The sequence below is a fragment of the Arthrobacter sp. SPG23 genome, assembly GCF_000876655.1.
GTDB lineage: Bacteria > Actinomycetota > Actinomycetes > Actinomycetales > Micrococcaceae > Arthrobacter.
Genome location: NZ_JYCN01000014.1, coordinates 192350 through 213106 on the forward strand (window position 1 = coordinate 192350; position 20757 = coordinate 213106).

18 protein-coding genes and 1 rRNA gene are annotated in these 20757 nt (G+C 66.2%); 15 read left to right on the plus strand and 4 right to left on the minus strand.

The window, feature by feature from the left end; translation table 11 throughout:
• Positions 1 to 220 precede the first annotated feature (220 nt).
• Both TV39_RS07650 and TV39_RS07655 read right to left on the minus strand, forming a co-directional pair.
• Positions 221 to 1186, minus strand: coding sequence for a quinone oxidoreductase family protein (locus TV39_RS07650; RefSeq protein WP_043480210.1), 966 nt, complete (start codon positions 1184 to 1186; stop codon positions 221 to 223).
• A 132-nt stretch (positions 1187 to 1318) separates the two neighbouring features.
• Entirely contained in the window at positions 1319 to 2407 is a 1089-nt protein-coding gene (locus TV39_RS07655; RefSeq protein ID WP_043480212.1) for a fatty acid desaturase family protein, read from the minus strand.
• A 167-nt stretch (positions 2408 to 2574) separates the two neighbouring features.
• On the opposite strand from TV39_RS07655, the gene argC reads away from it, so the two are divergent.
• The 10 genes from argC (at position 2575) to TV39_RS07705 (ending at position 12738) form a co-directional block, all read left to right on the plus strand.
• Positions 2575 to 3606, plus strand: coding sequence for an N-acetyl-gamma-glutamyl-phosphate reductase (argC, locus tag TV39_RS07660; RefSeq protein WP_043480214.1), 1032 nt, complete (start codon positions 2575 to 2577; stop codon positions 3604 to 3606).
• A complete protein-coding gene (gene argJ / locus TV39_RS07665; protein WP_043480216.1) occupies positions 3603 to 4769 on the plus strand; it encodes a bifunctional glutamate N-acetyltransferase/amino-acid acetyltransferase ArgJ in 1167 nt (388 codons plus the stop codon). The genes argC and argJ overlap by 4 nt, the downstream gene beginning before the upstream one ends.
• A gap of 32 nt (positions 4770 to 4801) precedes the next feature.
• Entirely contained in the window at positions 4802 to 5749 is a 948-nt protein-coding gene (gene argB, locus TV39_RS07670) for an acetylglutamate kinase (protein WP_043480218.1), read from the plus strand.
• Positions 5746 to 7083, plus strand: a complete 1338-nt coding sequence (locus tag TV39_RS07675; RefSeq protein ID WP_200890975.1) for an acetylornithine transaminase — start codon at positions 5746 to 5748, stop codon at positions 7081 to 7083. The genes argB and TV39_RS07675 overlap by 4 nt, the downstream gene beginning before the upstream one ends.
• A complete protein-coding gene (gene argF, locus TV39_RS07680; protein ID WP_043480220.1) occupies positions 7080 to 8087 on the plus strand; it encodes an ornithine carbamoyltransferase in 1008 nt (335 codons plus the stop codon). Before TV39_RS07675 ends, argF begins: the two co-directional genes overlap by 4 nt.
• A complete protein-coding gene (locus TV39_RS07685; RefSeq protein WP_043480222.1) occupies positions 8087 to 8650 on the plus strand; it encodes an arginine repressor in 564 nt (187 codons plus the stop codon). The genes argF and TV39_RS07685 overlap by 1 nt, the downstream gene beginning before the upstream one ends.
• Positions 8651 to 8662: 12 nt before the next feature.
• Complete coding sequence (locus TV39_RS07690) at positions 8663 to 9868, plus strand: argininosuccinate synthase (RefSeq protein ID WP_043480224.1); 1206 nt, start codon at positions 8663 to 8665, stop codon at positions 9866 to 9868.
• A gap of 5 nt (positions 9869 to 9873) precedes the next feature.
• On the plus strand, positions 9874 to 11301 hold the full coding sequence (argH, locus tag TV39_RS07695) for an argininosuccinate lyase (RefSeq protein WP_043480226.1): 1428 nt from the start codon (positions 9874 to 9876) through the stop codon (positions 11299 to 11301).
• Between the two features lie 128 nt (positions 11302 to 11429).
• Positions 11430 to 11963, plus strand: a complete 534-nt coding sequence (locus TV39_RS07700; protein WP_043480228.1) for a pyridoxine/pyridoxamine 5'-phosphate oxidase — start codon at positions 11430 to 11432, stop codon at positions 11961 to 11963.
• Positions 11964 to 12000: 37 nt separating this feature from the next.
• On the plus strand, positions 12001 to 12738 hold the full coding sequence (locus TV39_RS07705) for a maleylpyruvate isomerase family mycothiol-dependent enzyme (RefSeq protein WP_043480230.1): 738 nt from the start codon (positions 12001 to 12003) through the stop codon (positions 12736 to 12738).
• A 15-nt stretch (positions 12739 to 12753) separates the two neighbouring features.
• On the opposite strand, the gene TV39_RS07710 is transcribed toward TV39_RS07705, so the two are convergent.
• Both TV39_RS07710 and TV39_RS07715 read right to left on the minus strand, forming a co-directional pair.
• On the minus strand, positions 12754 to 13248 hold the full coding sequence (locus TV39_RS07710) for a methylated-DNA--[protein]-cysteine S-methyltransferase (RefSeq protein ID WP_043480232.1): 495 nt from the start codon (positions 13246 to 13248) through the stop codon (positions 12754 to 12756).
• Between the two features lie 45 nt (positions 13249 to 13293).
• Positions 13294 to 14808 carry an AlkA N-terminal domain-containing protein gene (locus TV39_RS07715; protein ID WP_043480235.1) on the minus strand — a complete coding sequence of 505 codons (1515 nt, stop codon included), beginning with the start codon at positions 14806 to 14808 and terminating at the stop codon, positions 13294 to 13296.
• A gap of 94 nt (positions 14809 to 14902) precedes the next feature.
• On the opposite strand from TV39_RS07715, the gene TV39_RS07720 reads away from it, so the two are divergent.
• The 5 genes from TV39_RS07720 to TV39_RS07740 all read left to right on the plus strand — a co-directional run.
• On the plus strand, positions 14903 to 15556 hold the full coding sequence (locus TV39_RS07720; protein ID WP_043480236.1) for a DNA-3-methyladenine glycosylase: 654 nt from the start codon (positions 14903 to 14905) through the stop codon (positions 15554 to 15556).
• 80 nt (positions 15557 to 15636) lie between these two features.
• Positions 15637 to 16194 carry an adenine phosphoribosyltransferase gene (locus tag TV39_RS07725; protein ID WP_043480238.1) on the plus strand — a complete coding sequence of 186 codons (558 nt, stop codon included), beginning with the start codon at positions 15637 to 15639 and terminating at the stop codon, positions 16192 to 16194.
• A gap of 162 nt (positions 16195 to 16356) precedes the next feature.
• Positions 16357 to 18585 carry a HelD family protein gene (locus TV39_RS07730; protein ID WP_043480240.1) on the plus strand — a complete coding sequence of 743 codons (2229 nt, stop codon included), beginning with the start codon at positions 16357 to 16359 and terminating at the stop codon, positions 18583 to 18585.
• 100 nt (positions 18586 to 18685) lie between these two features.
• Complete coding sequence (gene tyrS, locus TV39_RS07735) at positions 18686 to 19999, plus strand: tyrosine--tRNA ligase (RefSeq protein ID WP_043480242.1); 1314 nt, start codon at positions 18686 to 18688, stop codon at positions 19997 to 19999.
• Positions 20000 to 20510: 511 nt separating this feature from the next.
• Positions 20511 to 20757, plus strand: a 16S ribosomal RNA gene (locus TV39_RS07740); the annotation flags it as partial.

Below are 20757 nucleotides of genomic sequence, written 5' to 3' on the forward strand. Positions count from 1 at the left end.
GGGGCCGGTCTCCGGCACGGGGGAGGATCCGGGCGCAAGCGGTTGTTCAGTCACGGGGTGATTCTTTCCGCTGAAGATGAACAGAAGGTGTCGCAGTTCGCCGGACGTTCGCCAGGGGTTCGCGTCCCGTTTACGGGCCCGTGTTAGCGGCCGCTGTGACCTGGGCGCGTGTTACCGGGCCCTATGACACTGCCCCTAGGACCCGGGCCCGTGCGCCGGATCAGGGAACCAGGATGATCTTGCCGGTGGTGCGGCGCTGTTCAAGGTCGTCGTGCGCCTGCGCTGCGTGAGCAAGGTCGTAGCGGCCGCCGATCCGGACCTTGAGGTTCCCGTCTGCGGCCGCCGCGAAGATCTCGTCGGAGCGCCAGCGGCGTTCCTGGGCGTTGCGGAGGAAGTGGTTTATGGTCGGCCGGGTCAGGTACAGGGAGCCGCCGGCATTCAGGCGCTGCGGATCGAACGGGGGAACCGGGCCGGATGCGGCGCCGAACAGAACCAGCGTGCCGCGGACACGCAGGGCGGAGAGGGAGCCGTCGAAAGTGTCCTTGCCGACGCCGTCGTATACGGCATCCGCGCCGGTTCCGTCGGTCAGTTCCCGGACTTTGGCGGAGAAGCCGTCATAGGGGATGACGTGGTCGGCGCCGGCTTCGCGGGCCAGCTTCGCCTTGTCGTCGGTGGAGACAGTGGTGATGACGCGGGCGCCCTTGGCCTTGAGCAGCTGGATCGCCAGCAGCCCCACGCCGCCGGCCCCGGCGTGAAGCAGAATGGTGTGGCCCGGCTCCACGCGGAAAGAGGAATTGATGAGGTAGTGGGCAGTGATGCCCTGGAGGGGGAGGGCCGCCGCCGTGAAATCGTCCACGCCGCGGGGGACAGGCAGCGCCTTGTCCTCGTCCACCAGGATGTAGCCCGCGTAGCAGTTAGTGCCTTCGGCCGTAGCTACGCGGTCGCCCGCGGAGAAGACCGTGACGCCTTCGCCGATTTCCTCAACGGTGCCGGATGCCTCTGAACCCGGGGTAAACGGATACGCGACTTTGTACGTGCCGCTGCGCTTGTAGGTGTCGATGAAGTTCACCCCGGTGGCGGAGACTTTCACCAGCAGTTGGCCGCGTCCAGGTACAGGACGCTCCACTTCCGCGAGCTGCAGGACCTCGGGCCCGCCCGCCTGGCGGGCAACAATTGCGTGCATCATGTGTCTCCTTCCCTGGGCTGGGATTTCCAGGCCCGGATACAGGAACCATCCTAGGGACACCACCGCCAACGACGAAGTGACGGCCGGTAACCGGCCGTCACTTCGTCTCAAGGGTTAATCGGGGGCGTGTGCCTAGTAGCGGCGGGTAACAGTGGCCATGGGGCATTCGAAGTGGCGCCCGGCGGACAGGCCCACCTCGTTGAGGTAGCGGACGATGATGCCGTAGGACTGCAGCAGCGTGGTCTCCGTGTAGGGGACCTGGTGCTTGGCGCAGAACTCCCGGACGATCACCGCGGCCTTGTCCAGCTGCGGGCGGGCCATGTCCGGGAAGAGGTGGTGTTCGGCCTGGCGGTTGAGCCCGCCCATCAGGATGTCCATGAAGCGGCCGCCGGAAATGTTCCGGGAGGTCAGGACCTGGCGGCTGAAGAAGTCCACGCGGCTGTCCGCCGGCAGGACCGGCATGCCCTTGTGGTTCGGGGCGAAGGAAGCGCCCATGTAGAACCCGAAGACGGCGAGCTGGACGCCGATGAACGCCAGCGCCATGCCCCACGGCAGGAACGTGAACGTGAGGACCGGCAGCAGGCTCAGGCGGGCCAGGAGGATCGGGAGTTCAACCCAGCGGTGCGTGACTTTCGCGCGGCGGAAGACGAACTTGACCGAATCGATCTGCAGGCCGAGGCCCACCAGGAACAGCAGCGGGAAAAAGAACCAGCCCTGCTTCCGGGTAAGGAATGCGAACCGTCCCTGCCGGTCGGCAACCGCTTCGGTGTGGAAGGCGATGGGCCCGGGCGCGATGTCGGGGTCCTTGGTAATGACGTTCGGGTGGTTGTGGTGGGCGCCGTGCTTCTGCTCCCACCAGGAGTAGCTCATGCCGGCGACGGACGTCGCCAGCAGCCTGGCGGCCCAGTCGTTGGCACGGCGGGAGGCGAAGATCTGGCGGTGGCCGGCCTCGTGGGCCAGGAAGCTCAGCTGGGTGCAAAGGATGCCGATGGCGGCGGCGATGAGGAGCTGGAACCAACTGTCACCGATGAGCGCGAAGCCGAACCAGGCGGCTGTCATCAGGAGCACCAGGACGGAGAAGACCGTGATGTAGAAGCCGACGCGCCGTTCGAGCAGGCCTGCAGCCTTGACGGTTTTGAGGAGCTCGGAATAGCTCAGGACAACCTGGTTGGGTTGCCGGACACGCGACTGCGGGCGCTCCGAAGTAGTGGTGGGGGTCATGGACTCGGGGCCTCGTAACTGTTACGGGCAACGCTGCAGCCGACATTCGGACCGCGCGGTCAGGTTCACCCTTCTTCAAGCATACGCTGGGCGGCCTAACCCGGGCAGGCAGGAGTATATGCATAAATATCGGGTTCTATGCATAGTCTTGCTGTATAGTCGTTTCCATGACTATTTCTGTTGCCGTTTCCGGTGCCAGCGGTTACGCCGGCGGTGAGGTGCTTCGCCTGCTGGCCGGACACCCCGACGTCACCATCGGCGCCATCACAGCACACAGCAACGCCGGTTCCAGACTAGGCGAATTGCAGCCGCATCTCCATGGTCTGGCCAGCCGCATCCTTGAGGACACCACCGTGGAGAACCTCTCGGGCCACGACGTGGTGTTCCTGGCGCTTCCGCACGGAGCCTCCGCTGAAATCGCGGCGCAGCTTCCCGAAGGAACGGTAGTGATCGACGCCGGCGCGGACCACCGCCTGGAAGATGCCGCCGCCTGGGAAAAGTTTTACGGCTCCGCGCACGCCGGAACCTGGCCGTATGGACTCCCCGAACTGCCGGGGCAACGGGAAAAGCTGAAAGGAGCCACACGGATCGCCGTCCCGGGTTGCTACCCGACGTCGGCCCTGCTGGCCCTGACTCCCGGGTTCGCCGGCAGCCTCCTCCAGCCCGACGACGTCGTGATCGTTTCGGCCTCGGGCACCTCGGGTGCCGGGAAAGCCGCGAAGGTGAACCTGATCGGCTCTGAAGTCATGGGCTCGATGAGCCCCTACGGCGTGGGCGGCGGCCACCGGCACACGCCCGAGATCGAGCAGGGGCTGGGCAACGCCGCGGGCGAGCCCGTCACAGTGTCCTTCACTCCCACCCTCGCTCCGATGAGCCGGGGCATCCTCACCACGGCAACCGCCCGCGTGAAGCCGGGCGTGACGGCAGCAGAGCTGCGGAGCGCCTGGGAAGAGGCGTACGACGACGAGCCGTTCGTGCACCTGCTTCCCGAGGGCCAGTGGCCCGCCACCAAATCCGTGCAGGGCTCCAACCACGCCGTGATGCAGCTGGCGTTCGACGCGCACACCGGCCGCGTCGTTGTCACCTGCGCCATCGACAACCTGACCAAGGGGACGGCCGGCGGCGCCGTGCAGTCCATGAATATCGCCCTTGGCCTGGCGGAAACCGCCGGCCTCAACCTGCAGGGAGTAGCCCCGTGAGCGTCACCGCCTCCAAAGGATTCCGCGCCGCCGGCGTCAAAGCCGGCCTGAAGGCGTCCGGGAATCCCGATCTTGCCCTGGTGGTCAACGACGGCCCGTCGAAAGCGGCGGCCGCGGTGTTCACCTCGAACCGCGTTGCCGCGGCGCCCGTCCACTGGTCGCGCGAAGTGGTGAAGGACGGCCGTGTCGACGCCGTGATCCTCAACTCCGGCGGCGCCAACGCCTGCACCGGCCCGCAGGGTTTCCAGAACACCCACACCACCGCAGAAAAGACTGCGGAAGCCCTGGGCGTCTCGGCCACCGACATCTTTGTTTGCTCCACCGGCTTGATCGGCGAGCAGCTGCCCATGGACAAAGTCATCCCGGGGATCAGCGCGGCCACGGCGGCCCTCAGCGCCGACGGCGGCCCGGCTGCGGCCACTGCGATCATGACCACCGATTCCGTGTCCAAAGAAGCAGTTTTCACCGGCAAGGACGCCGAAGGCAACGAATACACCATCGGCGGCATGGCCAAGGGCGCAGGCATGCTTGCTCCCGGGCTGGCCACCATGCTGGTGGTCATCACCACCGACGCGGACGTCCAGCCGGAAATGCTCGACGTCGTGCTCCGCGACGCCACCCGGGTCACTTTTGACCGGGCGGACTCGGACGGCTGCATGTCCACCAACGACACCGTGGTGCTGCTGGCATCGGGCGCATCCGGCGTCGTGCCCTCCGCAACGGAATTCGGGGCGGGACTGACGCAGGTCTGCGCCGAACTGGCCCGCAAGCTGATCGGCGACGCCGAGGGCGCCAGCCATGACATCGCCATCCGCACCTTCAATGCCGCCAGCGAGAAGGACGCCGAGATCGTCAGCAGGGCTGTGGCCCGTTCCAACCTGTTCAAGGCGGCCATCTTTGGCAAGGACCCGAACTGGGGCCGGGTACTTTCCGCCGTCGGCACCACCGACGCCGTGTTCGAGGCGGACCAGCTGAACGTTTCCATGAACGGCGTGCAGATCTGCCGCAACGGAAGCATCGGCGAGGACCGCAGTCTGGTGGACCTGGAGCCGCGCGAGGTCCACGTCGGGATCGACCTGCAGGCCGGCGAAGCCGAAGCCACGATCTGGACCAATGACCTCACGCACGACTACGTCCACGAAAACAGCGCCTACTCAAGCTAGGTGGCGCACCCACCTTCCGGGGAGACAGCAGCATGAACACCCAGACACGCGAGACAACCCCTATCGGTCCCGATACAACCAAGGCCGCCCAGGACAAGGCGGGAACCCTGATCGAAGCCCTGCCGTGGATCCAGCGCTTCGCCGGATCCACCATGGTGATCAAGTACGGCGGCAACGCCATGGTCAACGACGACCTGCGCCGGGCGTTCGCCGAGGACGTCGTCTTCCTGCACCACGTGGGCATCCACCCGGTGGTGGTGCACGGCGGAGGGCCGCAGATCAACGCCATGCTCAGCCGCCTCGGCATTGAGTCCGAGTTCAAGGGCGGGTTGCGCGTCACCACACCCGAGGCCATGGACGTGGTCCGCATGGTGCTGACCGGCCAGGTGGGCCGCGAACTTGTGGGCCTTATCAACTCCCACGGCCCCTACGCCGTCGGCATGTCCGGTGAAGACGGCGGCCTGCTGCGCGCCGTCCGCACCGGAACCGTCGTGGACGGCGAGGAAGTTGACCTGGGCCTCGTCGGGGAAGTCGTGGGCGTCAACCCCGAGGGCATCGTGGACATCCTCGCCGCCGGCAGGATACCGGTGATTTCCACCGTTGCCCCGGAAATATCCGACGACGGATCCACCACCGGGCAGGTGCTCAACGTCAACGCGGACACCGCGGCGGCCGCCGTTGCATCGGCGCTGGGTGCCTCCAAGCTGGTCATCCTGACCGACGTCGAGGGCCTCTACGCGAACTGGCCGGACAAGTCGTCGCTGATCTCGTCCCTGACGGCCTCGGAGCTGCGGGAAATGCTGCCGCGGCTCGAATCGGGCATGATCCCCAAAATGGCCGCCTGCCTGCAGGCGGTTGACGACGGAGTGGAGCGCGCACACATTGTGGACGGCCGCCTGCCGCACTCCATGCTGCTGGAAACATTCACCACCGCCGGAATCGGCACGCAGGTGGTCCCGGACGAGGAAACGAACGTATGAGCCAGATAGAAAAGTCCCCGGTGGTTGATGGGCCCACGGCAGCAGGGGCCCCCGTCCGGGCGCGCGAGGAGGGGGAGCTGCTGGGGATCGTCGAAACCAAAGGCCACACCACCGGAGCCGAATGGCTGGCCCGCTACTCCTCCTCCCTCATGGGAGTCTTCGGCACGCCGCAGCGGGTCCTGGTCCGCGGCGCCGGGTGCCTGGTCTGGGACGCCGACGGCAAGGAGTACCTCGACCTGCTCGGCGGCATCGCCGTGAACGCCATGGGCCACGCCCATCCGTTCGTGACGTCGGTCATCTCCAGTCAGCTGGCCACCCTGGGCCACGTGTCCAACTTCTTCACCAGCCCCACGCAGATTGCGCTGGCCGAAAAGCTCCTGGAACTGGCCAAGGCTCCGGCCGGTTCCAAAGTGTTCTTCGCGAACTCCGGCACCGAAGCCGTGGAGGCCGCCTTCAAGCTGGCGCGCCGCAACTCCGGAGCCGAGGTGTCAGCCGGCCCCGGCGAAACAGTCAAACGGCGGACCAAGATCATCGCGCTCGAGGGTGCCTTCCACGGCCGCACCATGGGCGCCCTGGCGTTGACCGCCAAGGCCGCCTACCGGGCGCCGTTCGAACCCCTGCCCGGCGGCGTTGTCCACATCCCGTTCGGGGACATCGACGCACTCATCGAGGAAATCGATGAAACCACTGCAGCTGTCTTCCTCGAGCCGATCCAGGGCGAAGCCGGCGTCCGGCCGCTGCCCGCCGGTTACCTGAAGGCTGCCCGCGAAGCGACCACGAAGGCAGGCGCGCTGCTGATCCTCGATGAGGTCCAGACCGGCATCGGCCGCACCGGCAAGTGGCTGGCCAGCGAAGACGCGGGGATCGTCCCGGACGCAGTGACGCTCGCCAAGGGCCTGGGCGGCGGTTTCCCGATCGGGGCACTGATTACCTTCGGCCCGGAAACGTCCTCGCTCCTCACGGCAGGCCAGCACGGCACCACCTTCGGCGGGAACCCGGTGGCCACGGCCGCCGCGCTGGCCACGCTGCACGCGATCGAGAGCCAGCGCGTCCTGGACAACGTCCGTGCGGTGGGGGAGCACCTCCGCTCGAAGCTGGCGGCAGTCGACGGCGTCACGGAAGTTCGCGGCGAAGGCCTCTTGATCGGCTTTGACCTGGACGCGGACATCGCGCCCGCCGTCGTGGCCGCAGGACTGGACGCCGGCTTCATCGTCAACAGCCCCGGTCCGCGGACCATCCGCCTCGCCCCGCCGCTGATCCTGACGGCGGAACAGGCCGACAGCTTCATCCAGGCCCTGCCCACGCTCCTCCAGACCGCAAAGGATGCCCAGTGACCAGCTCCGCAACAACCCGTCACTTCCTCAAGGACACCGACCTCACTCCTGCAGAACAGGCCGAGGTCCTGGACCTTGCCGTCCGGATGAAAGCCGCACCCTACAGCGTCCAGCCGTTCGCCGCCCAGGGCAGCGGACGCAAGACCGTTGCGGTCATCTTCGACAAGACGTCCACCCGGACCCGGGTCTCCTTCGCCACCGGCGTGGCGGACATGGGCGGAAACGCCCTGATCATCAACCCGGGTGAGGCGCAGATCGGCCACAAGGAATCCGTGGAGGACACCGCCAAGGTCCTGGAGCGCATGGTTTCCACCATCGTCTGGCGCACCGGTGCACACTCCGGACTGGTGGCCATGGCCGAAAACTCCAAGGTCCCGGTCATCAACGCTTTGTGCGACGATTACCACCCCTGCCAGCTGCTGGCCGACCTGCTGGCCGTCAAGGAACACAAGGGCGAGCTCAAGGGCCTCACCATGAGCTACCTCGGCGACTCCGCCAACAACATGGCGAACTCCTATCTGCTGGCCGGGGTGACCGCCGGGATGCACGTGCGCATTGCTGGACCGGACGGCTATCTTCCGGCTGCGGAGATCGTTGCTGCCGCGGAGGAACGGGCCGCGGAAACGGGCGGCTCGGTGCTGATCACCACGGACGCCGCCGAAGCGCTCAAGGGGGCCGACGTCGTCGCCACCGACACCTGGGTGTCCATGGGCCAGGAAGCCGAAAAGGAAGCCCGGCTGCAGCTGTTCCGCGACTATTCCGTCGACGAAGCGGCGATGGAACTCGCGGCGCCGGACGCCGTCGTGCTTCACTGCCTGCCGGCGTACCGGGGCTATGAGATTTCTGCCGGGGTCATCGACGGTCCGCAGTCGATTGTCTGGGACGAAGCCGAAAACCGCCTCCACGCCCAGAAGGCGCTGATGGCGTGGCTTATGCACCGGTCCGGCCTGGCCTTCGTGGACGGTCTTTCCCCCGTTGAAGGCACCGGGGAGAGCACGTTCTAGTGTCCACCAACCCTCCGGCGGCTCAGGGCGCAAGCCCCGCCACCAAAACCGCCAGGCTGGCGCGGATTACCGCGATCCTGACCGGCGAATCCGTCCGCTCGCAGGCAGAACTTGCCGCGCTGCTGGCGGACGACGGCGTCCAGGTCACCCAGGCCACGCTGTCCCGCGACCTCGTGGAACTCGGCGCCGTCCGGGTCCGCGGCAAGGACGGCGTGCTGGTGTACGCCGTCCCGGGTGAGGGCGGGGAGCGCGCAGCCAAGGCCGGGGTTACCCAGGAAATCCTCGACGCCCGGCTTGCCCGGCTGTGCGGGGAACTGCTCGTGACTGCCGAAGCATCGGCGAACATCGTGGTGCTCCGGACCCCTCCGGGGGCAGCGAACTTCCTGGCCCTGGCCATCGACCACTCGGTCATGCCATCCATCCTGGGGTCCATCGCCGGGGACGACACCGTGCTGCTGGTCACGCGGGACCCGCAGGGCGGCGCGGACGTGGCCGCCCGCTTCCTGCAGTTCGCCGAAGAAGCCGGCCATAAGCTTGAAGACAACCAAGAACCAAACAACTAAGGAGCATTTGAAGTGACTGAGCGTATTGTGCTGGCCTACTCCGGTGGCCTGGATACTTCCGTAGCGATCGGCTGGATCGGTGAAGCCACCGGTGCCGAGGTCATCGCCGTGGCCGTCGACGTCGGACAGGGCGGCGAGTCGCTGGAGACCATCCGCCAGCGTGCACTGGGCTGCGGCGCCGTCGAAGCCTACGTGGCCGACGCGTCCGATGAGTTCGCCAACGAATACTGCATGCCCACGCTGAAGGCCAACGCCCTCTACCAGGGCCACTACCCGCTGGTCTCGGCGATCTCACGCCCGGTGATCGTCAAGCACCTGGTCAAGGCCGCCCGCGAATTCGGCGCCACCACAGTGGCGCACGGCTGCACCGGCAAGGGCAACGACCAGGTCCGCTTCGAAGTGGGCATCCAGACCCTCGGGCCGGACCTGAAGTGCATCGCCCCGGTCCGCGACCTCGCCCTGACCCGCGACAAGGCCATCGCCTTCGCCGAGGAAAAGGGACTCCCGATCGAGACCACCAAGAAGAACCCGTACTCGATCGACCAGAACGTCTGGGGCCGCGCCGTCGAAACCGGCTACCTCGAGGACATCTGGAACGCCCCCACCAAGGACATCTACGACTACACCGCCACCCCGGAATTCCCGCCGGCACCGGATGAAGTCACCATCACCTTCGAAGCCGGCGTTCCGGTAGCGATCGACGGCGTCAAGGTCACCCCGCTGCAGGCCATCAAGGAACTCAACCGCCGCGCCGGTGCCCAGGGCGTGGGCCGGATCGACGTCGTCGAGGACCGCCTCGTCGGCATCAAGTCCCGCGAAATCTACGAGGCCCCCGGTGCCATGGCGCTGATCACCGCGCACAAGCACCTCGAGGACATCACCGTCGAACGCGAACAGGCCCGCTTCAAGGCCACCGTGGGCCAGCGCTGGTCCGAGCTGGTCTACGACGGCCAGTGGTTCTCCCCGCTCAAGCGCTCCCTGGACGCCTTTATCGAGGACACCCAGAAGTACGTTTCCGGTGACATCCGCATGACGCTGCACGGCGGCCAGGCAGTGGTCAACGGACGCCGCTCCGAGACCTCGCTCTACGACTTCGACCTCGCCACCTACGACACCGGCGACACCTTCGACCAGTCGATGGCGCGCGGGTTCATCGAGCTGTGGGGCATGTCCGCCAAGGTTGCCTCCGGCCGCGACATCCGCGTCGCCGGAAAGTAGCCCGCGTGGCTGAGCAAAAGTCCGAAGCCACGAACACCGGCGCACTGTGGGGCGGCCGCTTTGCCGGCGGCCCCGCCGACGCCCTGGCGGCGTTGAGCAAGTCCACGCACTTTGACTGGCGGCTTGCCCGTTACGACATCGCCGGGTCCAAGGCGCACGCCCGCGTGCTGCACAAGGCCGGCCTGCTGGACGACGCCGAGCTCGAGGGCATGCTCGACGCCCTCAGCAGGCTGGATGCGGACGTCGCCTCCGGCGCCTACCTTCCGGCGGAGTCCGATGAGGACGTGCACGGCTCGCTGGAACGCGGACTGATCGAGCGCGCCGGCACCCAGCTCGGCGGGAAGCTCCGCGCGGGCCGGTCCCGCAACGACCAGGTGGCCACGCTGGGGCGCATGTTCCTGCGCGACCACGCCCGGATCATCGCGCGCGGCGTGCTCGCCACGATCGATGCCCTGGTGGAGCAGGCCAGGGCGCACCAGGGCGTGGCCATGCCCGGACGCACGCACCTCCAGCATGCGCAGCCGGTGCTGCTCAGCCACCACCTGCTGGCCCACGCCTGGGCGCTGCTGCGCGATGTGCAGCGGCTGCAGGACTGGGACAAGCGTGCGGGGGTTTCGCCCTACGGTTCCGGTGCGCTTGCGGGCTCCTCGCTGGGCCTGGACCCGGAGGCGGTGGCGGCGGAACTGGGCTTCTTCTCCGCGACGCACAACTCGATCGACGGCACCGCCGCGCGCGACGTCTTTGCCGAGTTCGCCTGGATCACGGCCATGATCGGCGTGGACCTGTCCCGGGTGTCGGAGGAAGTGATCCTGTGGGCCACCAAGGAGTTCTCCTTCGTGACCCTGCACGATTCGTACTCCACCGGTTCCTCGATCATGCCGCAGAAGAAGAACCCCGACGTCGCCGAGCTGGCCCGCGGCAAGGCGGGACGCCTGATCGGCAACCTGACCGGGCTGCTGGCCACGCTCAAGGGCCTGCCGCTGGCGTACAACCGCGACCTGCAGGAGGACAAGGAGCCGGTCTTCGACGCCGCCGACACGCTGGAAGTCCTGCTTCCGGCCGTCTCCGGCATGATTGCGACGCTGAAGTTCAACACCGAACGGATGGAGTCGCTGGCTCCCCAGGGCTTCGCGCTGGCCACGGACATTGCCGAATGGCTCGTCCGGCAGGGCGTTCCGTTCCGTGAAGCCCACGAGCTCTCCGGTGCTGCAGTGAAGCAGGCCGAAAGCCGCGGGGTCGAGCTCTGGGACCTGACGGACCAGGAATACGCGGCTATCTCGGAGCACCTGACGCCTGAGGTCCGCACGGTCCTGTCCACCGAGGGATCGCTCAACAGCCGCAACTCCCAAGGCGGGACGGCACCCGCCGCCGTCGAACGCCAGCTCGTCGCGCTGGAAGCCGAGCTTGCCGGCGTTCGGGAGTACGCGGGCTAACAGCCAGACGTTCTCTCACTTGTTGCGACTATTTGGCCGGCGCTCTCTCACTTTCCTCAAGAAAGTGAGAGAGCGTTGCCGATGTTCATGCAACAACTGAGAAAGCGTTCTGCGTTTATGGTGGGTGCATGAGCGAATCCTTCCGCCGGTACCTGCGTGCCCTGCCGGATTTCCCTGAGGCCCTGCCGGATTTCGATCCCTCGGCAGCCCCGGCAGACCCGGCCGAGCTGTTCCGGCAATGGCTGGCAGAGGCGCTTGCCGCCGGGGAGCCCCAGCCGCATGCGTGCAGCCTGGCTACTGTGGGGGCCAACGCCCAGCCTTCGTCCCGGATGCTGATCCTCAAGGACATTGACGACGACGGCTGGCACATCGCAACCTCCCGCACCTCGCGTAAGGGGAAGGAACTCGCGGCCACTCCGAAGGCGGCGCTGAACTTCTACTGGCCCCTGCAGGGCCGGCAGGTCCGCGTGGCCGGGGGCGTCGTGGAGCTGTCCGCGGAGGCCTCGGCAGCGGACTGGCACGCACGGCCGGGCGCCGACGGCAGCGACAATCCGGACTGGCGGCTTTACGCCGTCCAGCCGCACGAGATTGAGTTCTGGCAGGCCCGCCACGACCGCCGCCATGTCCGCCACCGCTATGGTCCCGGTCCGGAGCGCGGCTAGCGTTAAGAGCGATTAACTGTCCGCTACGATGGCGGGTATGACCGCAATCACACCGGACGCGCTGCTCGCCGAACTCCATAAAGCTGCCGACGTCGTTGCCTCCCAGGCCGGCAAACTCGCCGAAGAAGACGTCACGGCTCCCTCGTTATTGCCCGGCTGGACCCGGGGCCATGTCCTCGCGCACCTCGCCGGTATTTCGAACGCCATGGCCCGGCAACTTGAATTTGCCGCCCGCGGAGAGACGGTGGACCTTTATGACGGCGGGTTTGAAGGCCGCACCAAGGCCATCGACATGGCCGCAGGCCACACCCTTTCGCAGCACCGTGCCGATCTGGATTCTGCGCTGGGACGCGCCCTCCGGGCCTTCGATTCGCTGGATGCCGGCGGCTGGCAGGTGCCGATTTCCTATCGCGGCGGAGTGGTGCTGGACGGTGGCTTGGCCCTCTGGCGGGAACTCACGATCCACGCCTCGGACCTGAACACAGGACGTGGCCCGGAAACCTGGAGCCGGCCATTCTGCGAGCACCTGTTCGATTTCCTGGCAGCCCGCGTGCCGGAGGGCCAGCGGTTCGTGCTGCAGTCCCTCGGCCTGCCGCCGCTGACCATCGGCACGGGACTACGGTCCACCGTCATCAACGGCATGCTCACGGACATTGCGGCGTGGCTAGCGGGGCGCGAGCCCTCGCTGGGCAGCCTGCGCGCATCTGCCGCTGCCGACGGTGTGGATCTTCCGGAGCTCCTGCCCTGGCCCTCCGGCGTTCCGGCCAGCAAGTAGGGTTGCCGGCCGCAGTCAGCGTTGTTCGCGTCCCAGCAGGCTTTCCTTGACCGCAAGCCCCCACCTGAATCCGCCCAGCGTGCCGTCCGTCCGCACCACACGGTGGCACGGCACGAACAGGGCTGCCGCGTTAAAGGCGCAGGCGCTTGCGGCGGCCCGGACAGCTTTCGGGTTCCCGGACAGCGTCGCATACTCGGTGTAGGTCACGGGCCGGCCCGGGCTCACGGTCCGGAGGACATCCCAGGCATGGCTGCGGAACGGTCCCGATTTCTGCAGGACCGGCACACGCATGGCAGGCTCCGGGTCGCCGGCGTAAAAGGCATTGACGGCGTCCGAGATGTCGCCAAGTTCCATGACCGGGACGAACTCATCCGGTAGCAATTCGGGATGGATCTGCCCGGTCAGCTCCGCAGCCTCCCCGGTCCAGCCGGACGCCAGGACGGCGCCGTCGCGGGCAATGATGGTGAACGGACCGTCCGGGGTGGACAGGGTCAGCAGTTGGGCTTTCATTTCTTCGCTTTCGTGGGTTAAATCTTCGGGATTAACTCTTCAGGGTTAACTTGCCGCAATGGCCGGCAAAGCCTGCCGCTTCGGTGTGCGCCTGGAATGCATGGCGGCAGCACGCCAGAGATGCATGGTGGCATAGGAGCGCCAGGGGCCTACTTCGGTGAAGTCCGGTGTGAGTTGGCGAGGTTGCCGCCCAGCCGCCTGTCGGTCGCCATCGAGGGCGAGGATGCCGTTGCGCACGGCGGCGTCGTTGGCCAGGAACACATCCGGTGCCCCGAGCACCCGCATGGCAACGTATCCCAGGGTCCACGGTCCCACCCCCGGCAGTGGCAGGAGCTTGGACTGCAGGCTTGCGAGGTCGTCGCCGTAACCGAAGTCCAGGTCCCCGGCGGCCATGGCGGCGGCGGCCGCACGGACGGAGTCGATCCGCCGCTGCGGACCACGCAGCAGGCTGAATCCCGCGTCCGCGATCTGGGCCGCGGTAGGGAAGAGCCGGTGCAGGCCGTCCGCCGGCACCAGGCTCCCGCTTCCGCAGGCGGACAACTGGGTGAGGGCGGTCCGGGCGGCCGCGATCGTGATTTGCTGGCCGATCATGGCCCGGACCAGCAACTCCTGCGGATCCAGAGCACCGGGCATGCGCATGCCCGGGAAGGTCTTGACGGCTGGCGCCAGCCGCGGATCGGTTTCCAGCGCACTGTCGATGGCCACCGGATCGGCGTCGAGGTCCAGGAGCCGCCGGACCCGGCTAAGCAGTGACGGCAGGTCCCTGAGGTCCACCGCCCCGATGGTGAGGATCAGGGGCCGCCCCGGGGCGCCGGCGTCGTACTTCACACTGAAGCGGGCATCAGCATGGGGGAGTCGCAAAGTCCTCGCGTAGGAGGTTGCGGTGCCGGCCTCGATCCCGGGGATGGACCGGACGGCGAGGAAATCGAAGACGCCCGGATCGAACGGTTCACGGTAGGGCAGGTTCAGCGTCAGGGCCGTCGTTGCGGCCGGCGTCCGGTGGTGGCGCGCAGTGCCCCGGAGAGCCGTCGGCGTCATGTCGAAGACCTCGCCGATTGTTTCGTTGAACTGGCGGACGCTGCTGAATCCGGCCGCGAAGGCCACGTCGGCGAGCTTCATCTGCGTGGACACCAGGAGCGTCCGTGCGGTTTGCGCCCTGCTGGCCCGCGCCAGGGACAACGGGCCGGCGCCCAGTTCGTGGCTGAGGATCCGGTTGAGCTGCCGGGATGAGTAGCCGAGCCGAGAGGCCAGCCCCTCCACGCCGTCGCGGTTGATCACGCCGTCGTTGATGAGGCGCATGGCCCGCCCCGCGATGTCCGAACGGAGGTTCCATGCCGGCGTGCCCGGGACGGCTTCCGGCAGGCATCGCTTGCAGGCCCGGTACCCTGCGTCATGGGCCGCCGCGGAGGTTTCATAGAACGTGACGTTCTCCGCTTTCGGCGTCCGGGTCGGGCATGAAGGCCGGCAATAGATGCCCGTGGTCCGGACAGCGGTGTAGAACTGCCCGTCGAAACGGGTGTCGCGGGCATCGATTGCCCGGTACCGCTGCCAGAAGTCCATGGCTCCATCCTGTCAGCTCCGGGAACCCGGTGCTAGCGGAAATCGGACACGGCCGTGGGGTCCAGCTGAAAGCGGTCTTTGTTAAAGTCGATGCATGAGCTCCAGCCAGCCGCGCCCCGGACACGAACATGCCGTGCGGCAGTTGCTTTCCGGGGACGCCCGTCACGTGGCGCCGCTGGTGCTCGGCGCCGTCCTCACCTATGACAGCCCCGAAGGTACGGTTTCCGTGCGGATCACCGAAGTGGAGGCGTACCTTGGCCCGCACGACTCCCTGCACCCGGATCCCGGCTCCCACACCTTCCGCGGACAGACCGGACGCAACAAGCCCATGTTCGGACCGGCCGGGCACCTCTATGTCTACTTCACCTACGGGATGCACTATTGCGCCAATATTGTCTGCGGTCCGCCCGGAACGGCGTCGGCACTGCTCCTGCGGGGCGGAGAAATCGTCGACGGCGAGGATCTGGCACGTACCAGGCGCCCGACGTCGAAATCCGCCAAGGACCTGGCCAGCGGACCCGCACGGCTGGCGACGGCACTGGGGCTTACCACGGCGGACAGCGGCCGGGATGCGCTCGGCGAACCGTTCAGGCTGGAGCTGCCGGTGACACGGGCACGCGACATCAGCACGGGTCCCCGCGTGGGGGTTTCGGGTGCGGGCGGCAGCCACGCATATCCGTGGCGGTACTGGCTGACCGGGGATCCCACGGTCTCGCGCTACAAGGCCGCGAAAGCCCGTCCGGCCTAGGTCCGGGCGCTTGAGGCGCCCGGATCATGGCTTAGGGGCCGGATCGTGAAGATTGGCCGCCACCGGCATAGGGTGGATGGGTGAATCAAAGCGAGCCTGGCCAAGCCAGAAGAAGCGTTCCCGTGGACCAGCTGATCAACAGCCTCTGCGCCACGGTGCCGGACTATCCCAAACCCGGAATCATCTTCAAGGACCTGACCCCCGTCTTTGCCAACGGCTCGGCGTTCAGGGCCGTGGTGGAAGCACTCGTCGAGCCGTTCAAAGGACAGTTCGATGCCGTGGCCGGGGTGGAGGCCCGCGGCTTCCTGCTGGCGGCCGCTGCTGCCTACGCCACCGACACCGGTGTAATCACGGTGCGGAAAGCCGGAAAACTCCCTCGCAAGGTGGTCGCGGAGGACTACGCGCTGGAATACGGCACTGCGACGCTCGAACTGCACACCACTGATCTTCCGGCCGGGAGCCGGGTGTTGATTCTCGACGACGTCCTTGCCACCGGCGGAACTCTCGGCGCCGCCACACGGCTGTTTGAACGCTGCGGGGTCCATGTTGCCGGCGTGGGCGTGGTCATGGAACTTGGAGAACTGCGCGGCCGTTCGGCACTCAGCGGCCACCGGGTCCGCTCGCTCATCCGGCTCTGAGGGGTACCGCCGGCCGGGAGCCGCCCGCGCCACTGCCGGCTCCGCACCCGGCGCAGCGGGGGAGCGGGGTGTGGGAAACCGGGCCACTGAAATGTTTCAGGCGCGTTCATCAAAATGGTTGTAGAATGGACGGTCTGTCTTTTGCGATAGGGGAAAGTCTCGATGCTCGACGCTGATTTGGCCCATGAACGGGACTATGTTGCCGGACTGTATGCCCGCCTTGATGAGTTGCGCGAGGAAAAGCGCACTCAGCTTGCCCAGGTCCGCCGTGCCGGTGCCGTGGGAACCATGCAAAATGTTTCCGAAAGGGACGCCTTTGCGGCCCTTTATGAGGACCGCCTTGCCCAGCTGGACGCTGTGGACGACCGGCTGGTTTTTGGCCGCCTCGACCTGGATTCGGGGGAGGCCCAGTACATCGGCCGTATCGGGCTGACCACTGACGACCTCCAGCGGCTCATGGTGGACTGGCGCGCGCCCGAGGCCGGGCATTTCTACCAGGCCACTGCTTTCGACCGCCAGGGCGTGCGCCGCCGCCGCCACCTGATTCTGCAGGGCCGCGAAGTCAAGGCCATTGAAGACGACGTCCTCGACGCCGACATGCTGGCCGACAACGAATCGCTCCAGGGGGAGGGAGCGCTGCTGGCCGCCCTGAACTCCAAGCGCACCGGACGCATGTCCGACATTGTCGGCACCATCCAGTCGGAGCAGGACCGGATCATCCGCTCCTCCATCTCCGGAGCCGTCGTCGTCCAGGGCGGGCCCGGAACGGGCAAGACCGCCGTTGCGCTGCACCGCGCCGCGTACCTCCTCTACACCCACCGTGACCGGCTGAAGACCGCCGGCGTACTGCTGGTGGGTCCGTCGTCGTCGTTCATGAAATACATTGAGCGCGTGCTGCCGTCACTCGGCGAGACGGGCGTGGTCATGGCGAGCGTCGGCCGGCTGATGCCCGGCATCAATGCCGTACCCGAACAGGAAGCGGACGTCGCTGCCGTCAAGGGCAGGCTGGATATGGCCGAGGTGGTTGCCAACGCCGTGACCAACCGGCAGCGCATACCGGCTGAGAACCGGATCCTTGAGGTGGACGGCCGCAAGCTGGTCCTGACTCCCCGCCAGGTGCGCCGGGCCCGGGAAAAGGCCCGCGCCAGCCACAAGCCGCATAACGAGGCGCGCCTGACGTTCGTGAAGATCCTGCTCCGCGAGCTCACCGAGCAGATGACCGAGCTCGTCGAGGCCGGCAGCATCGGCAACAATGCCGACCGTTCGTATCTCGCCGAGGACGTCCGGACTGCCCGCGATGTCCGGATCGCACTGAATCTGTGCTGGATGCCGATGACCCCGGAAAAGCTCATCTCCGAGCTGTTCAGCAAGCCGGCCATCCTGGCAGCCTGCACGCCCCACCTGACTGACGCTGAACGCGCCCTCCTCAGCCGTCCGGCAGACAGTCCCTGGACCGAAGCCGACGTGCCGCTGCTGGATGAAGCCGCCGAACTGCTGGGCGAGCTTGATCCCGCAGCCGGCCGCGGACTGGCCCAGCAGGAGCACGACCGTGCCCGGGACATCGCCAACGCCAAGCAGACCCTGGTTAACATGGAAACCGCCGGGGTCGATGTGCTGATGACGGCCGAGGAACTTGTCGACCAGAACCAGGAACGCGAGGCACGGCTCACCGCCGCGGAACGGGCCACCAGCGACCGCACGTGGGCCTTCGGGCACATCGTTGTCGACGAGGCGCAGGAACTGTCTCCGATGCAGTGGCGGCTGTTGGTGCGGCGTTGCCCGCTCAAGTCGTTCACGATCGTGGGCGACATCGCCCAGACGAGTTCCGTGGCCGGCGCCAAGTCCTGGCAAAGCGCGCTGGAGCCGATGTTCGGCGACCGCTGGCAGCTCGAGGAACTCACGGTCAACTACCGCACGCCCTCCCAGATCGCGGAGGCGGCAGCCCGGATGGCAACCGCCGCCGGCCTGGTGATCTCTGCCCCAAAGGCCGTCCGGGAAGGCCGCTGGTCGCCGATCATCGACCGCGTCGACGACGGGGCAGTCGTCAGCAGGCTCGTTGAGGTGCTTCCGGACGAGCTGGACGCGCTCGACGGCGGCCTGCTCGCCGTGATTGCCGACGGCGACCTGCTGCCGCAGGCCGCTTCGGCACTGCGCGCTGCCTACGGCCGCCGTGTAGGTTCCGGCGCCGGCAGCTACGAGCAGGACATCGTCGTTATCAGCCCGCGGGAAGCCAAGGGCCTGGAGTTCGACGGCGTTGTGGTGCTGGAGCCCTCCATGATGCTCAATCAGGAGCACGGACGCGTCGGGGACCTCTACGTGGCCATGACCCGGCCCACCCAGCGGCTGCGGCTGATCGCAGCTGCACCGGTGCCTGCAGGCATCGAAAGATAATCCCGGTGGCGGGAGGGCCGGATTATCGCGGCCTCCCGCCCGCGGCCCGAGCGCTGTCACGCAGCGCTCGGAGCCGGGCAATCCTGCTAACTTAGATCACGTGTCCCAACTAAATGATCTCGAGTCCCAGCAGAACGATCCGACCTTTGCCAACATCTGGCAAGAGCTCAACTGGCGCGGCCTGGTCCACGTTTCCACTGATGAAGTGGAACTGGAGAAGCTGCTCGCCGGGGACCCGATCACCTATTACTGCGGTTTCGATCCCACCGCACCCAGCTTGCACCTCGGCAACCTTGTGCAGTTGCTCCTGATGCGCCGCCTTCAGCTCGCCGGCCACAGGCCGTTGGGCCTGGTTGGCGGATCCACCGGCCTGATCGGTGATCCGAGGCCGACGGCGGAACGCACCTTGAACACCAAGGACACCGTTTCCGAATGGGTTGGGTACCTCCAGGCCCAGGTCCGGCGCTTCCTGAGCTTTGACGGCGAAAACGCCGCCAGAATGGTCAACAACCTCGACTGGACCGCCCCGCTCAGCGCCATCGACTTCCTTCGCGAAATCGGCAAGCACTTCCGGGTCGGCACCATGCTCCGCAAGGATGCCGTTGCCTCCCGGCTCAGTTCGGATGAGGGCATCAGCTACACGGAGTTCAGCTACCAGATCCTGCAGGGCATGGACTACCTTCAGCTCTTCCGTGACTACGGCTGTGTCCTGGAGACCGGGGGGTCGGACCAGTGGGGCAACCTCACCAGCGGCACCGAACTCATCCGCAAGGTTGAAGGCAAGCACGTGCACGCGCTGGGCACGCCGCTCATCACCAATTCGGACGGCACCAAGTTCGGAAAGAGCGAAGGTAACGCCATTTGGCTTGATCCGGAGATGTGCAGCCCCTACGCCTTCTACCAGTTCTGGCTCAACACCGCTGATGCCGACGTTGCCGCGCGGCTGAAGGTGTTCACCTTCCTGACCCGCGCCGAGATCGAAGCCCTGGAAGTTTCGATTGCCGAGCGTCCCTTTGCCCGCGAAGGCCAGCGCAAGCTTGCGTTCGAAGTGACCTCGCTGGTCCACGGCGTGGAAGCTACGGAGAAGGTCATCGCCGCCTCCGCGGCGCTCTTCGGCGGCGGTGATCTCGCGGCGCTGGACGAGCGGACCTTGTCGGCCGCGACCGCCGAACTGCCCTCGGCGCGTGTTGACCCGGACGGAATGGGCATCGTGGACCTGCTGGTGGCCTCAGGGCTCTCGGACAGCAAATCGGCCGCCCGCCGGACAGTCGGTGAAGGCGGCGCCTATGTGAACAACACGAAGGTCACCGATCCGGATGCAGTTATTCCTGGCAGCGAACTGCTGCACGGGCGCTACCTGCTTCTGCGCCGCGGGAAGAAGAACCTGGCAACGGTGGAAGTGGCTGCTTCCTAGGGTCGGGCGCTTCCAGGAACTCATGTGCACGCTCCTTTCCGGCCGATTTGCGCGGCCGGGGAGGAGCGTGTAATGTTTTCTGAGTCGCCGCCGCTGAGTGGTGACAGACCCCCTACAAATGAGAAGCAATTCTTCATGCGCAAGTCGCAAAAATGAAAAGTTGCTTCATATTTTGCTGGGCGGATTCACTCCACCAAGTGAACTTCGGAAGAATAACCGGATTTGCAAAGTGGAAATGAATGAAATAAGATGGAAACATCGCAGCGAGGAAATGATAACAAAGAATTCGAAAGAATTCAAATTTGTTTGAAAAGTATTCGAATGTGTCTGTTGTTTGAGAACTCAATAGTGTGCCAAGTTTGTTGATACCAATTTATTTTATGGATTGGTTGAATTGACTGGATCCGCCACCCCGTGGTGTGGTCTGGTTTTTACAGCTGGTTTCAAATTTTGTGCATTGTGTGTTTCCCGTTTTCCCGGGGGCGCATGGTGTGTCTGTTTTTGTTTTACTTCAACGGAGAGTTTGATCCTGGCTCAGGATGAACGCTGGCGGCGTGCTTAACACATGCAAGTCGAACGATGATCCCAGCTTGCTGGGGGATTAGTGGCGAACGGGTGAGTAACACGTGAGTAACCTGCCCTTAACTCTGGGATAAGCCTGGGAAACTGGGTCTAATACCGGATATGACTCCTCATCGCATGGTGGGGGGTGGAAAGCTTTTTGTGGTTTTGGATGGACTCGCGGCCTATCAGCTTGT